Source organism: Mesorhizobium sp. 8 (assembly GCF_006351905.1).
GTDB lineage: Bacteria > Pseudomonadota > Alphaproteobacteria > Rhizobiales > Rhizobiaceae > Mesorhizobium > Mesorhizobium composti.
Genome location: NZ_CP040914.1, coordinates 98,979 through 111,807 on the forward strand (window position 1 = coordinate 98,979; position 12,829 = coordinate 111,807).

A 12,829-nucleotide genomic window follows, 5' to 3' on the forward strand; every position below is an offset into this window, starting at 1 on the left:
AGGCTCCGGTCCGCGCCGGAGCCTTTTTCGTCGGCGAACGCAAATTCTCCTGCCGACAGGATGCTGTCAGCAGCCGCGACCGCTCCGTCTTGCGTGGCGTGGCGTTCGGCTTACTTGGCGGACATGCCTGCCGCACGTCATCGAACCGGTTCGTCCCGCATCCCTTACGCTTTGGCCGTGGTGACGACCAGCTTCGGCTTCGTCGTCGTCCAGCTCGATATATCCGTCGTCAACATCGCCCTGACACGGATCGGCGCGGCGTTGTCGACGAATGTGGCAGGCCTGCAATGGGTGGTCGACGGCTATGCGCTGGCCTTTGCCGCGCTCTTGATGGCGGGCGGGGCGCTCGGCGATCGCGTCGGCGCACGCCGCATCTTCAGTCTCGGTATGGCGGTTTTCACCTTGGCGTCGCTGGGTTGCGCCCTCGCCGTGAACGGCGCCCTGCTGGTGGCGGCGCGGGCCGCGCAGGGAATAGGGGCGGCGATGCTGATGCCGTGTTCCCTGGCGCTGCTCAGCCATGCCAGCAACGGCAACAGCGCATTACGGGCGAGGGGCGTTTCGATCTGGACGGCGGCGGGCGCGGCTGCCCTGGCCGCTGGCCCGCCGCTCGGCGGCCTGCTGGTCGACCGGTTTGGCTGGCAGAGCATCTTCCTGTTGAACCTGCCGATCGGCATCGCAGCCATCGCGATGGCGATGGCCTTTCTCGACGAGACGCCGGTGAAGCCGGAGCGGCCGCCCATCGACATCGCCGGCCAGGCGCTCGCCGTCCTTGTGCCGTTCATCCTGACGGCGGCGGTCATCGAGGGCGGCACGTCCGGATTCGGTGCTCCGCTCGTCCTTTCAGCCTTTGCCATGGCTGCCGGTGCCGGCGTGGCCTTCATCGCTGTCGAGCTCCGTGCCCGCCATCCGTTGCTGCCGCTCGACCTTTTTCGCATTCCCGCCTTCGCCGTTGCCAATTTCGTCGGGCTGGCGGTGAACATGACCACCTACGGCCTGATCTTCCTGCTGAGTTTCTATTTCCAGCAGGTGAAGGGCTATTCGCCGGTGGTGGCCGGCGCTGCCTTCATGCCGTTCCTCGCCGCCGTCGTTGTCGCCAACGTGGCGGCCGGCCCGGCGGTGGCCCGCTATGGCGTGCGTCTGCCGCTGATCGTCGGTCCCGCCGTCGCCATGCTCGGCTTCGCCCTGCTTCTGTCGGTGGATGCTGCGACGCCCTACGCCTCGCTGATCTGGCGTCTTCTGGTGCTCACCATTGGCACCGGTCTTGCCGTGCCGGCAATGACGACCGCGGTCCTGGAAGCCGTGCCGCCCGGCATGGCCGGCATGGCGTCCGGCGTTCTAAACACGATCAGGCAGACCTCCGGCGCCATCGGCGTAGCGCTGTTCGGCGCGCTGACGTCCTTCGGCCTCGTTGCCGGCATGCACATGGCCCTGGCCATCTCGGCGGTGCTGACGGGGTTCGCGGCTGGTGCCGTTATGATCTTTGTCACGCGTTCCGGCGAAGCGGAAGAGCCGGCGTAACGCCATATCCGCACCGGACATACGAAAAGGCCGCCCGAAGGCGGCCTTTTTGAATTGATGCCAGTCCTTGAAACGCTGCCCTTCGCTATGACTCCGGGCGTTCGGTTTCTGCTGAATGTCCACCGGACATTCAGCTCGGCCTTGCGGCCGATCGAAACCTCACCGCTTGGAGAACTGGAAGCTGCGGCGAGCCTTGGCCTTGCCGTACTTCTTGCGCTCGACCACGCGGCTGTCGCGGGTCAGGAAGCCGCCCTTCTTGAGCACGCCGCGCAGCGTCGGCTCGTAGTAGGTCAGCGCCTTGGAGATGCCGTGGCGAACGGCGCCCGCCTGGCCGGACAGGCCGCCGCCGGCGACGGTGGCGACGATGTCGTACTGGCCGTCACGGTTGGCCGCGACGATCGGCTGCTTGAGGATCATCTGCAGCACGGGACGGGCGAAATAGGCGCCGAATTCTTTGTCGTTGATGATGATCTTGCCGGAGCCGGGCTTCACCCAGACGCGGGCGATGGCGTCCTTGCGCTTGCCGGTGGCGTAGGCGCGGCCCGACTTGTCGAGCTTCTGGACGTGCACGGGGGCGGCCGGCTGCTCAGCAGCGACGGCGGTGCCCAGTTCTGCGAGCGAGGAAAGCTCAGCCATTACGAAGCCCTCTTGTTCTTGGCGTTCAGCGCGCCGACGTCGAGCGTCTCGGGCTGCTGGGCGGTGTGCGGATGCTCGGCGCCAGCATAGACGCGGAGGTTCTTCATCTGGCGACGGCCGAGCGGGCCGCGCGGGATCATGCGCTCGACGGCCTTCTCGACGACGCGCTCGGGGAAGCGGCCCTCGAGCAGCTGGCGCGCGGTACGCTCCTTGATGCCGCCGGGGTGGCCGGTGTGCCAGTAGTAGACCTTGTCGGTGTACTTCTTGCCGGTGAAGACCACCTTGTCGGCATTGATGACGATGACGTTGTCGCCGTCGTCGACATGCGGGGTGAAGGTGGGCTTGTGCTTGCCGCGCAGACGGTTGGCGATGACGGTGGCGAGCCGGCCGACGACGAGACCCTCGGCGTCGATCAGCACCCACTTCTTCACCACGTCCGCAGGCTTCTGCGAAAAGGTTGCCATGGTTCGTGCTCTCTTTGGGACCCTCCGCCCGAAGGCCGAAGGCGTTTCTTGTTGCTTGGCTTGGCGGCCTGCGCCGTCAATAACAAAACGGCGGCCTTTTCGGGCCGCTGTTCCGGTAGTGCTTATAGGGGAGGGCGGAAACGGCGTCAAGCCGAATGAAATCGTTGCTGGCGAATAAAAAATAGCAAAATCAATAGATTGACAATGCGGTATTATTTTACCGCATGGATCATGCCACCCTCTTCGGCGGGATCGAATAGGTGCCGGTCGCATGCGCCACCGTTTCCCCGTCCGGTCCGGCCATGATGTCGATGTCGAACACCATCAGGGTCTTGCCGAGCTTGAGGATACGGCAGCGACCGTCGATCGGCCCGGCTTCGGCCTTGCGCATGAAGTTGATGTCCAGGTTCACGGTGACCGACAGCGCGTCCGGCCCGGCATGGGAAAGCACGCAGGCGTAGCCGCCGATGTCGGCCAGCGTGAACAGCGCCGGGCCTGATACCGTGCCGCCGGGCCTCAGGTGCCGCTCGTCGGCGTTGAGGCGGACCGTGCAGCCGCCGGGAAAGACCTCGATGGCTTCGTAGAAATGGCCGCCCCGGTTGAGCTGGGGGAACGCCGAGGCCATGAGATCGTTGACCTCTTTCGCCGTCAGCACCGGTGTCAGGTTGGCCTGCGCGGGCATGTCGCCTCCTTTTGTTCCGCTGCCTGTATGGCGATGCCGGAAACGTTCGTCCAGCGCGCCTTTGGTTCTGGCACAGACGAACACGGTTGGACCTCGCGGACGGGCGTACTAATGTCGGGCCATCCAGCCGCCGTCGCAGCCATGGAGGAGAAATTGGCAGAAGTCGTCGCCATCAAGCGCCAGGATGCGCAAGGCCCCATAATCATCGAGCAGACAGGCGGCACCTTGCGCCTGACGCTGGCCAATCCGCCGGCCAATGCGCTGTCGCTGGCCATGATGGCCGCCCTCCAGGCCGAGATCGAGCGGGCCGGCGCCGACAGGTCGGTGCGCGTCGTCGTCCTCGCCGCGCCGGGGAAAGTGTTCTGCGCCGGTCATGACCTCAAGGAACTGACCGCGCACCGGGCCGACGTCGACCGGGGCAGGGCATTCTTCGAGCGTACCTTTTCCGACTGCTCGGACCTGATGCAGGCCATCGTCCATTGCCCGAAACCCGTCATCGCCGAGGTCGAGGGGCTGGCCACCGCCGCCGGCCTGCAACTTGTGGCGAGCTGCGACCTCGCGGTCGCCGCGCATGAGGCGACCTTCTGCACGCCGGGCGTCCACATCGGCCTGTTCTGCTCTACCCCGATGGTGGCGCTGTCGCGCAATGCCAGCCGCAAGCAGGCGATGGAGATGCTGCTGACAGGCGAGACGATCGACGCCGCCACCGCCAAGGAGTTCGGCCTCGTCAACCGTGTCGTGCCGCGCGAATATTTGAATCAGGTCGTGAACAAATACGCCGAAACCATTGCGTCCAAATCGCCTTTGACGCTGAAGATCGGCAAGGAGGCCTTCTACCGCCAGGTCGAGATGGGGCTGTCCGACGCCTACGACTACACCGCCCGCGTCATGGTCGAGAACATGCTGGCGCGCGACGCGGAGGAAGGCATCGGCGCCTTCGTCGGCAAGCGCAAGCCGGAGTGGAAGGGCGAGTGATGGAACCCCGTATCTCGATCATCACCATCGCCGTCGACGATCTCGACCGCATGGCAGCCTTCTACGAGGCGATGGGCCTGGTGCGCCACCGTATCCGCGACGGCGTCGCTTTCTTCCAGATGGGCGGCGCGATCCTCGGGCTTTTTCCGCGCGCCAGCGCCGAGGAGGACGCCGGCATCGCTTTCGGCACGGCGCCGCCGCGCGTCTATCTCGCCTACAACACCCGCTCGGATGCCGAGGTGGATGACGTTTTGGCTGAGGCCGAGAAGGCCGGAGGTCGTATCGTGAAACCGGCCGGTCGCGCCTTCTGGGGCGGTTGGTACGGCTATTTTGCCGACCCGGAGAACAATCTCTGGGAGGTCGCCCACAATCCCGATTTCCCGATCGACGCGGAAGGCCGTATAGCGTTGCCCGCATGAATCACGACAGTTACGACAACGCCTACATCGCCGGCATTCTCAATTCCGTACGGACAATCGCCATCGTCGGCGCCTCGGCCAACGAGGTGCGGCCGAGCTTCTTCGTGCTGAAATACCTGCTGGCCAAGGGTTTCGAGGCCTTTCCCGTCAATCCCGGCCATGCCGGCAGGGAGATCCTCGGACGCATGACCTATGCCAGGCTGGCGGATGTCCCGGCGGCCGTCGACATGGTCGACATTTTCCGCGCCTCCGCCGCCGTCCCGGCCATCGTCGACGAGGCGCTGGCGCTCGACCCGCTGCCCAAGGTCATCTGGATGCAACTCACGGTGCGCAACGACGAGGCGGCGGCGAAGGCGGAGGCCGCCGGCGTCAAGGTGGTGATGAACCGCTGCCCGAAGATCGAATATGGCCGGCTGTCTGGCGAGATCGGCTGGAACGGCGTTTCCTCCGGCGTCATCTCGGCGAAGCGGCCGGTCATGCGCGCCGGCTTTCAAAGTTTCGGCATCCGGCAGAAATAGCCGGAAGAAATTTCCAAGACCGGTCCTTCCGTCGCTTCGATCTGCGTCGAAATATCCGGCTTCGGGAAATTTTCTCCTTTGCATTCCGGCGGCGGCTTCGCCAAGAATGCGCCGCGAGTTCCGTGCAGGGGTAGAGGGAGATTTTTCATGAACCAGCGCGCACCAGGCTTCAACACGCTTGCCGTCCATGCCGGCGCCAAGCCCGATCCGGCCACCGGCGCGCGCGCCACGCCGATCTACCAGACGACGTCCTTCGTCTTCGACAATGCCGATCACGCCGCCTCGCTGTTCGGCCTCAAGGCGTTCGGCAACATCTACACCCGCATCATGAACCCGACCCAGGCGGTGTTGGAGGAGCGCGTCGCGGCGCTTGAAGGCGGCACGGCGGCGCTCGCCACCGCCTCGGGTCAGGCCGCGCACCTTCTGGTCTTCCACACGCTGATGAGCCCCGGCGACAACTTCGTCGCCGCGCGCAAGCTCTATGGCGGCACCATCAATCAGTTCGGCTCCTCCTTCCAGAGCTTCGGCTGGGAAGTGCGCTGGGCCGACGTCAACGACCCGTCGAGCTTCGACAAGTTGATCGACGCCCGTACCAAGGCCATCCACATCGAAAGCCTCGCCAATCCCGGCGGCGAATTCGTCGACATCGCCAAGATCGCGGAAGTCGCGCGCAAGCACGGCCTGCCGCTGGTCGTCGACAACACGCTGGCCTCGCCCTATCTGGTGCGGCCGATCGAGCATGGCGCCGACATCGTGGTCCATGCTCTGACCAAATTCATCGGCGGCCACGGCAACTCGATCGGCGGCATCATCGTCGACGGCGGCACCTTCGACTGGTCGAAGTCGGGCAAGTATCCGCTGCTGTCGCAGCCGCGTGCCGACTACGGCGGCATGGTGCTGCACGAGACCTTCGGCAACTTCGCCTTCGCCATCGCCGCGCGCGTGCTCGGCCTGCGCGACCTCGGCCCGGCGATCTCGCCCTTCAACGCCTTCCTGATTCTGACCGGTCTGGAGACGCTGCCGCTCAGGATGCAACGCCACTGCGACAACGCTGCGACCGTCGCCGCCTGGTTGTCGAACCACCCCAAGGTGGCGTGGGTGTCCTATCCCGGCCTGCCGAACGACAAGAACCACGCGTTGCAGCAGAAGTATTCGCCCAAGGGCGCCGGCGCGGTATTCACCTTCGGCCTCAAGGGCGGCTATGACGCTGGCATCAAGCTGGTCGAGTCGCTGGAGCTGTTCTCGCACCTCGCCAACATCGGCGACACCAAGTCGCTGGTCATCCACCCGGCCTCGACCACGCACCGGCAGCTGTCGGACGAACAGCGCGTCGCCGCCGGCGCCGGGCCGGAAGTGGTGCGGCTGTCCGTCGGCATCGAGGACGTCAACGACATCGTCGCCGACCTCGACCAGGCGCTGGCGAAGGCCTGATATCAAGGCGGGGAGCGAGCCTCGAAGGACGCACCCCGATACTGGATGGAATATCGATGAGTCCGCCAAGCTTCCTTTCCATCGACACCGCCGGCGTCACGCCGGAGGAGGGTGCGCCCGCACCGGATCGCCTGGTCGCGGGCGATCCGAAATTCCGCACCTGGAATGTCGAGGAGCGCGACGGCGGGCTTTATGCCGGCATCTGGGAAGCGACGCCCGGCAAATGGCGCATCGAATACGACGAATGGGAATTCTGCCACATCCTGTCCGGCGTCTCGGTGATCGCGGAGGACGGCGGCGAGGCGCGCACGGTGCGCGCCGGCGATTCCTTCGTGCTGAGGCCCGGCTTCAAGGGAAGCTGGGAAGTCGTTGAAACGACCCGCAAGGAATACGTGATCCGTCTTTGAATCTTGACGGAACCGTCACCCCGCTGTCATCGCGCATGGGTAGCTCCGGCTTGTCCCCCAACAAGCAAGGAGATCGCCATGATTACCCGTCGCACCGTTCTCAAGGCCGGCGCCGCGGCCGCGCTGGTTACGCCCTTTTCGGGCTTTGCCGTCACCTCGGCCGGCGCCCAGGACGGCCCGCTGTTCCGCTTCGGCATCGTCGCCGATCCGCAATACGCGCCGGTCGTTCCCAACCTGAAGCTCAACCGCTACTATTCCAACAGCCTGTGGAAGCTGTCGGAGGCGATCGAGGCCTTCAACAAGGAGGACCTGCAGTTCGTGGCCACGCTGGGCGACATCATCGACCGCCATTGGGACAGCTACAACCACATCCTGCCGCTCTACGACAAGCTGCGGCACGATCACTTCTTCCTGCTCGGCAACCATGACTTCGATATCGCCGCCGAGTACCTGACCTCGGTGACCCGCACCGTCGGCATGGAGAAGGCCTATTACGATTTCGCCGGCGGCGGCTATCGCTTCATCGTCCTCGACGGCAACGACGTCAGCCTGTTTGCGCCTCCGAAGGACGATCCGCGCCGCGAGGTCGCGGCCAAGCGCCTGGCGGAACTGGAGGCCAGCGGCGCGCCGAACGCCCAGACCTGGAACGGCTCGCTCGGCGACGAGCAGTTCGCCTGGCTGGAAGAGACCATGAAGAAGGCCCAGGCCGCCGGCGAGAAGGCCATCGTCATGGGCCATTACCCGGTCTTCCCGCAGAACGAGCACAATATGTGGGACAGCGAGCGGGTCGTCGATCTGCTGAAAGGCTTCGACAATTTCGTCGCCTACTTCAACGGCCATAACCATGCCGGCAACTATGGCGAGGTCGACGGCAAGCACTTCCTGAACTTCAAGGGCATGGTCGATACGCCGGACCAGTCCGCCTTCTCGGTGGTGGAGGTCTATGCCGACCGGCTGGAAGTCCGCGGCTTCGGCCGCGAGGAGAACCGCACGCTGAAGATCTGAACGGCAGGGCGCCGGGGAGCGGCCGGGCCTGTCTGGTCCGGCCGTTTCCTTCAGGCAGACACTGGAAGCGCCTCCAGCCCGTGGAAATGATAGCTGTCGCGGAAGTGCGGCTCGCTGGCCAGCTTTATGCCGGGCAGGCGCTCGAACAGCACCTTCAGCGAGACCTGCAATTCCAGACGCGCCAGCGGCGCGCCGATGCAGAAATGGATGCCGGCGCCGAACGACACGTTCTTCTGGTCGGCGCGGCCAGGCAGGAAGGCGTGCGGATCGGCGAAGGCGGCCGGGTCGCGGTTGGCCATGCCGAGCAGCAGGCCGATCTGTTCGCCGGGTTTCACCGTGATGCCGGGCGCCGCCTCCATTTCCTGATAGGCGTAGCGGTTGAACATATGCAGCGGTGCTTCGAAGCGCAGGCATTCCTCGACCGTGGCCGCCGTCTCTTCGGCCGTTGTGACGAAGCGGCGCGGGTCGCCGCCCTGTTGCAGCACGGCGCGCACGGCGTTGCCGGTCTGGTGCACGGTCGCTTCATGGCCGGCGTTGAGCAGGAGGATGACCGACGAGACCAGTTCGTCCTCGGAAAGCTTCTGGTCGCCTTCGTGCGCCGCGATCAGCAGCGACAAGAGATCGTCGCCCGGCGCGTCGCGCCGCTCGGCGACATAGCCGCGCAGGAAGGCGGAGAAATCGCGCGCCGCGCGGTTGGCCGTTTCTTCCGTCTCACGTGTGCGGCCAAGCGTGTACATCGCCACCAGTTGATGCGACCAGTCGAGCAGTTGCGGCCCCATTTCGACCGGCACGCCGAGCATTTCGGCGATGATGGTGATGGGCAGCGGCGTCGCATAGGCCGGGATCAGGTCGAACGGTTCGCCGGTAGGAAAACTGTCGATCAATTCGTTGGCCAGTGCCTCGACGCGCGGGCGGAGCCGCTCCACCTGCCGGGAGACGAAGGCGCGGTTGACCAGCGTGCGCAGCCTGGTGTGGATCGGCGGCTCCAGTTCCAGCATCGAATGGGCTTCGACCGCGTCGAAGGAAGCGAGGTGGCTGCAGTCCTGGTCGACGCCGCGGCTGTCCGGCACGCCGGCGGGGTTCTGCCGACCGAAACGCCGGTCGCGCAGCAGGCGGTTGACGTCGTCGTAGCCGCCGAAACACCAGTGGCCGTAGTCCTCCCAGAAGAAGGCCGGGCTCGCCGCATGCAGGAAGGCGTAGGCCTCGTACGGGTTCTGCACGAAGGCCGGTTCGCGCGGCGAGAGCCTTACGCGGCGGCTCGCCGGGTCGAAGGAGAGGTAGGGCGGAGGAACGGCTTTCTCGGTCATGCCGGATCATTAGCCCGGTTTGCCGCGCCGATGCCAGACCGTATCGTGATGCCACGTTCCCGCGCCCCGTCAGTGGGCGCTGCGGGAGCGGGGAAGTGCGATCCTATGCGGCTTCCTGCGCTTCGATCCTCAGTCGTCGCAGTGGCGGCGGATGTGCACGCGCCGCCAGCCTTCCGAGCCTTCCTCGACCAGCACCTTGCGGGCGACGCGCTGGTAGGACGGCGGTACTTCGACCAGACGCCGCTGCTCCGGCTGCACCACCACCTGTTCTTCCACCGTCTCGTAGCGGGCCGGGATGACGTAGCGCTCGGTGCGTTCCGGGCTGACCATCACCTTGCGCTTTCGGTAGCCGTATTCGGCGGGCACGGTTTCGTAGACGGTGCGGGCCTCGCGCACCACCACCGTCTCGGCGACGCGCTGGTAGCGAGCCTTGCGCTTGACCTTGCACAGCACCTTGCGGCCGTCGATCCAGCGCCATTCCCAGTCATAGCCGCCGTCGGCGACCTTGACGGTGCGGTAGCGGGTGCGCACTTCCGCCGGGATCGTGCGCGCCACCCTGGTGGCCGGATAGATCTCGACCCGCTCGCGCTGGTAGGCGTATTCGGCCGGGATGGTGCGGTAGCCGACGCTTTCCTCGCGCACCACGACGGTGCGGCTGCGCGTGCCGTAGATCGCCGGCGTCACCTCGACCCGGCTGTAGCCGGGATTGACCTCGACGTTCTCATAGACCGTGTCGTAGACCGGTGCGGTTCGGTAAGGCTCGTAGCAGGCGACCGCGCGTCCGCCCGCCGCCGTTTCCGATACCGTGCCGAGCACGGCGAGCGCCGATACGGCGATCATCAGCTTCTTCGTCGACATTGCGCCACCCCTTGAACGCGAACTGAAACTCCTTTTTCAACCTAAGCGGACAGGCGGGCGGCGGAAAAGCGGATTCGTTAAAATTCGTTAACGGGCAACCTTAACCGGAAGGCGGTTCCGGTCGGCCTTGCGCAAGGGTGAGGGGCCATCCTATCTACGCATCAAGGCTCCTGCGCCCCGATTCGGCCTCAGCCTCAATCCTGCGTGTCAAGGGACAGTCCATGAAAGATCCGTATGAAACCTACATGAACCTCGTCCCGATGGTGGTCGAACAGACCAACCGTGGCGAGCGCGCTTACGACATTTTCTCGCGCCTCCTGAAGGAGCGCATCATCTTCATCACCGGCCCCATCGAGGACGGCATGGCCTCGCTGGTGTGCGCGCAGCTTCTCTTCCTCGAGGCGGAAAACCCGAAGAAAGAGATCAACATGTACATCAATTCGCCGGGCGGCGTGGTGACGTCGGGCCTGGCGATGTACGACACCATGCAGTTCATCAAGCCGCCGGTGTCGACGTTGTGCGTCGGCCAGGCGATGTCGGCCGGCTCTCTGCTTCTGACCGCCGGCGCCAAGGACATGCGTTTCTGCACGCCGAACGCGCAGATCATGATCCACCAGCCGTCGGGCGGCTATCAGGGTCAGGCGACCGACATCATGATCCACGCCCAGTTCACCGAGCGGCTCAAGCGGCGGCTGAACGAGATCTACGTCAAGCACACCGGGCAGGATTACGAGACGATCCACAACGCCATGGAGCGCGACAACTTCCTCACCACCGAGCAGGCGCTGGGTCTCGGCCTGATCGACAAGGTGATGACGTCGCGCGACGAAAACGAAGGCGAGGCCAAGGCCTGAGCCGGACTTTGCCTCCGGGCTGGCCGACAAAGGCCGGCCGGTCCGGAACTTTTGCGTGGATTTGCGGCATTTCCGCCACAATTGGCTGTTCCCTCGGGAAGCCCGACCGCCTACGTTAAGGCTCTATTGAGCTTCGGCGGCTTAGCTTTTTCGCCGGGGAACTGCGAATCGGCTGATGCTTTCCGGGTTGTACCTTGTACGGAATGCGCTACGGGGGCCGGGTACTGGAAAAGGCGGTTTCCCGCGATAGGTTATCGGGTGTGTCCGCTTGGCGGGTGCCCATGAAAAGGACTGGACGATGAGCAAGGTCAGCAACGGCGGCGGTGATTCCAAGAACACCCTCTACTGCTCGTTCTGCGGCAAAAGCCAGCATGAGGTTCGCAAGCTCATTGCCGGCCCCACCGTCTTCATCTGCGACGAATGCGTCGAACTGTGCATGGACATCATTCGCGAGGAGAACAAGACCTCGATGGTGAAGTCGCGCGAAGGCGTGCCGACACCGCAGGAGATCCTGAAGGTTCTCGACGACTACGTGATCGGCCAGCCCTACGCCAAGCGCGTGCTGTCGGTCGCCGTCCACAACCACTACAAGCGCCTCGCCCACGCCGGCAAGAACAACGACGTCGAACTGGCGAAGTCGAACATCCTTCTGATCGGCCCGACCGGCTGCGGCAAGACGCTGCTGGCACAGACGCTGGCGCGCATCATCGACGTGCCCTTCACCATGGCCGATGCCACCACGCTGACCGAGGCCGGCTATGTCGGCGAGGATGTGGAGAACATCATCCTCAAGCTGTTGCAGTCGGCCGACTACAATGTCGAACGTGCCCAAAGGGGTATCGTCTACATCGACGAGATCGACAAGATTTCCCGCAAGTCCGACAATCCCTCGATAACCCGCGACGTGTCGGGCGAGGGCGTCCAGCAGGCGCTGTTGAAGATCATGGAGGGCACGGTCGCCTCCGTGCCGCCGCAGGGCGGCAGGAAGCATCCGCAGCAGGAATTCCTGCAGGTCGACACCGCCAACATCCTGTTCATCTGCGGCGGCGCCTTCGCCGGCCTGGACAAGATCATCTCGGATCGCGGCCGCAAGACCTCGATCGGTTTCGGCGCCACCGTGGCCTCGCCGGAGGACCGCCGCAGCGGCGACCTGTTCCGCCAGGTCGAGCCGGAGGACCTGTTGAAGTTCGGCCTGATCCCCGAATTCGTCGGCCGTCTGCCGGTGCTGGCGACGCTGGAGGATCTCGACGAGGCCGCGCTGATCCAGATCCTGACCGAGCCGAAGAACGCGCTGGTCAAGCAGTACCAGCGGCTGTTCGAGATGGAGAGCGTCGACCTGACCTTCCACGAGAATGCGCTGTCGGCCATCGCCAAGCGCGCCATCGAGCGCAAGACCGGCGCACGCGGCCTGCGTTCCATCATGGAGGCGATCCTGCTCGACACCATGTTCGAGCTGCCGGCGCTGGAAGGGGTGCGCGAGGTCGTCATCTCGGAGGAAGTGGTGACGGGCAGCGCCCGCCCGCTCTACATCTACTCCGACAGCAAGGAAAAGAAGGGCCCGGTCAGCGCCTAGAGCATTTTGCAGCCAGACGGAAGCGTTGGCGCCGCACAAATGCGGCTAGAGAGATAGGCCATTTTTCCCTTGGAATGCCTGGCGGCGCCGAAAGGCGCCGCTTTGCTGTGCGGCTGCCGCTTCCGTCCGGCGCACGGCAAGTTAGTCGCCTGCCATTTGCCCTTGATCTTTCCGTCGCCAGC

General features: G+C 64.9%; 14 protein-coding genes. 9 read left to right on the forward strand and 5 right to left on the reverse strand.

What is annotated here, in order from left to right; all coding sequences use genetic code 11:
- Positions 1-123: 123 nt before the first annotated feature.
- Positions 124-1,518 carry an MFS transporter gene (locus FGU64_RS00495; protein ID WP_139950464.1) on the forward strand — a complete coding sequence of 465 codons (1,395 nt, stop codon included), beginning with the start codon at positions 124-126 and terminating at the stop codon, positions 1,516-1,518.
- Between the two features lie 159 nt (positions 1,519-1,677).
- Here the strand turns inward: FGU64_RS00495 and rpsI are convergent, their stop codons facing one another.
- The 3 genes from rpsI to FGU64_RS00510 all read right to left on the reverse strand — a co-directional run bounded on the left by rpsI (position 1,678) and on the right by FGU64_RS00510 (position 3,300).
- Positions 1,678-2,154, reverse strand: coding sequence for a 30S ribosomal protein S9 (gene rpsI / locus FGU64_RS00500; RefSeq protein ID WP_136358172.1), 477 nt, complete (start codon positions 2,152-2,154; stop codon positions 1,678-1,680).
- On the reverse strand, positions 2,154-2,618 hold the full coding sequence (gene rplM / locus FGU64_RS00505) for a 50S ribosomal protein L13 (RefSeq protein WP_136358174.1): 465 nt from the start codon (positions 2,616-2,618) through the stop codon (positions 2,154-2,156). Before rplM ends, rpsI begins: the two co-directional genes overlap by 1 nt.
- Before the next feature lie 229 nt (positions 2,619-2,847).
- Complete coding sequence (locus FGU64_RS00510) at positions 2,848-3,300, reverse strand: PaaI family thioesterase (RefSeq protein WP_139950465.1); 453 nt, start codon at positions 3,298-3,300, stop codon at positions 2,848-2,850.
- Between the two features lie 153 nt (positions 3,301-3,453).
- Here FGU64_RS00510 and FGU64_RS00515 point away from each other — a divergent pair, with 153 nt between their 5' ends.
- The 6 genes from FGU64_RS00515 to FGU64_RS00540 all read left to right on the forward strand — a co-directional run bounded on the left by FGU64_RS00515 (position 3,454) and on the right by FGU64_RS00540 (position 8,055).
- On the forward strand, positions 3,454-4,275 hold the full coding sequence (locus FGU64_RS00515; protein ID WP_139950466.1) for an enoyl-CoA hydratase: 822 nt from the start codon (positions 3,454-3,456) through the stop codon (positions 4,273-4,275).
- Complete coding sequence (locus FGU64_RS00520) at positions 4,275-4,694, forward strand: VOC family protein (protein WP_139955215.1); 420 nt, start codon at positions 4,275-4,277, stop codon at positions 4,692-4,694. The genes FGU64_RS00515 and FGU64_RS00520 overlap by 1 nt, the downstream gene beginning before the upstream one ends.
- Entirely contained in the window at positions 4,691-5,212 is a 522-nt protein-coding gene (locus tag FGU64_RS00525; protein ID WP_139950467.1) for a CoA-binding protein, read from the forward strand. The genes FGU64_RS00520 and FGU64_RS00525 overlap by 4 nt, the downstream gene beginning before the upstream one ends.
- Positions 5,213-5,359: 147 nt before the next feature.
- Positions 5,360-6,643, forward strand: a complete 1,284-nt coding sequence (locus FGU64_RS00530; protein ID WP_139950468.1) for an O-acetylhomoserine aminocarboxypropyltransferase — start codon at positions 5,360-5,362, stop codon at positions 6,641-6,643.
- Positions 6,644-6,699: 56 nt separating this feature from the next.
- Positions 6,700-7,050, forward strand: coding sequence for a cupin domain-containing protein (locus FGU64_RS00535; RefSeq protein ID WP_139950469.1), 351 nt, complete (start codon positions 6,700-6,702; stop codon positions 7,048-7,050).
- Positions 7,051-7,128: 78 nt separating this feature from the next.
- Positions 7,129-8,055, forward strand: a complete 927-nt coding sequence (locus FGU64_RS00540; RefSeq protein ID WP_139950470.1) for a metallophosphoesterase — start codon at positions 7,129-7,131, stop codon at positions 8,053-8,055.
- A gap of 50 nt (positions 8,056-8,105) precedes the next feature.
- On the opposite strand, the gene FGU64_RS00545 is transcribed toward FGU64_RS00540, so the two are convergent.
- Together FGU64_RS00545 and FGU64_RS00550 are read right to left on the reverse strand one after the other, a co-directional pair.
- On the reverse strand, positions 8,106-9,362 hold the full coding sequence (locus FGU64_RS00545) for a cytochrome P450 (RefSeq protein ID WP_139950471.1): 1,257 nt from the start codon (positions 9,360-9,362) through the stop codon (positions 8,106-8,108).
- A gap of 129 nt (positions 9,363-9,491) precedes the next feature.
- Positions 9,492-10,220 carry a hypothetical protein gene (locus FGU64_RS00550; protein ID WP_139950472.1) on the reverse strand — a complete coding sequence of 243 codons (729 nt, stop codon included), beginning with the start codon at positions 10,218-10,220 and terminating at the stop codon, positions 9,492-9,494.
- Positions 10,221-10,441: 221 nt separating this feature from the next.
- On the opposite strand from FGU64_RS00550, the gene FGU64_RS00555 reads away from it, so the two are divergent.
- Positions 10,442-11,074, forward strand: coding sequence for an ATP-dependent Clp protease proteolytic subunit (locus tag FGU64_RS00555; RefSeq protein ID WP_136358194.1), 633 nt, complete (start codon positions 10,442-10,444; stop codon positions 11,072-11,074).
- Positions 11,075-11,372: 298 nt separating this feature from the next.
- Complete coding sequence (gene clpX, locus FGU64_RS00560; protein ID WP_136358196.1) at positions 11,373-12,647, forward strand: ATP-dependent Clp protease ATP-binding subunit ClpX; 1,275 nt, start codon at positions 11,373-11,375, stop codon at positions 12,645-12,647.
- Positions 12,648-12,829: the final 182 nt, after the last annotated feature.

What these genes read in the sequence shown, in the direction of transcription:
- FGU64_RS00495 (WP_139950464.1), top strand. Translation starts at nt 124, where the DNA reads ATGCCTGCCGCACGTCATCGAACCGGTTCGTCCCGCATCCCTTACGCT.
- rpsI (WP_136358172.1), bottom strand. Translation starts at nt 2,154, where the DNA reads ATGGCTGAGCTTTCCTCGCTCGCAGAACTGGGCACCGCCGTCGCTGCT.
- rplM (WP_136358174.1), bottom strand. Translation starts at nt 2,618, where the DNA reads ATGGCAACCTTTTCGCAGAAGCCTGCGGACGTGGTGAAGAAGTGGGTG.
- FGU64_RS00510 (WP_139950465.1), bottom strand. Translation starts at nt 3,300, where the DNA reads ATGCCCGCGCAGGCCAACCTGACACCGGTGCTGACGGCGAAAGAGGTC.
- FGU64_RS00520 (WP_139955215.1), top strand. Translation starts at nt 4,275, where the DNA reads ATGGAACCCCGTATCTCGATCATCACCATCGCCGTCGACGATCTCGAC.
- FGU64_RS00525 (WP_139950467.1), top strand. Translation starts at nt 4,691, where the DNA reads ATGAATCACGACAGTTACGACAACGCCTACATCGCCGGCATTCTCAAT.
- FGU64_RS00530 (WP_139950468.1), top strand. Translation starts at nt 5,360, where the DNA reads ATGAACCAGCGCGCACCAGGCTTCAACACGCTTGCCGTCCATGCCGGC.
- FGU64_RS00535 (WP_139950469.1), top strand. Translation starts at nt 6,700, where the DNA reads ATGAGTCCGCCAAGCTTCCTTTCCATCGACACCGCCGGCGTCACGCCG.
- FGU64_RS00540 (WP_139950470.1), top strand. Translation starts at nt 7,129, where the DNA reads ATGATTACCCGTCGCACCGTTCTCAAGGCCGGCGCCGCGGCCGCGCTG.
- FGU64_RS00545 (WP_139950471.1), bottom strand. Translation starts at nt 9,362, where the DNA reads ATGACCGAGAAAGCCGTTCCTCCGCCCTACCTCTCCTTCGACCCGGCG.
- FGU64_RS00550 (WP_139950472.1), bottom strand. Translation starts at nt 10,220, where the DNA reads ATGTCGACGAAGAAGCTGATGATCGCCGTATCGGCGCTCGCCGTGCTC.
- FGU64_RS00555 (WP_136358194.1), top strand. Translation starts at nt 10,442, where the DNA reads ATGAAAGATCCGTATGAAACCTACATGAACCTCGTCCCGATGGTGGTC.
- clpX (WP_136358196.1), top strand. Translation starts at nt 11,373, where the DNA reads ATGAGCAAGGTCAGCAACGGCGGCGGTGATTCCAAGAACACCCTCTAC.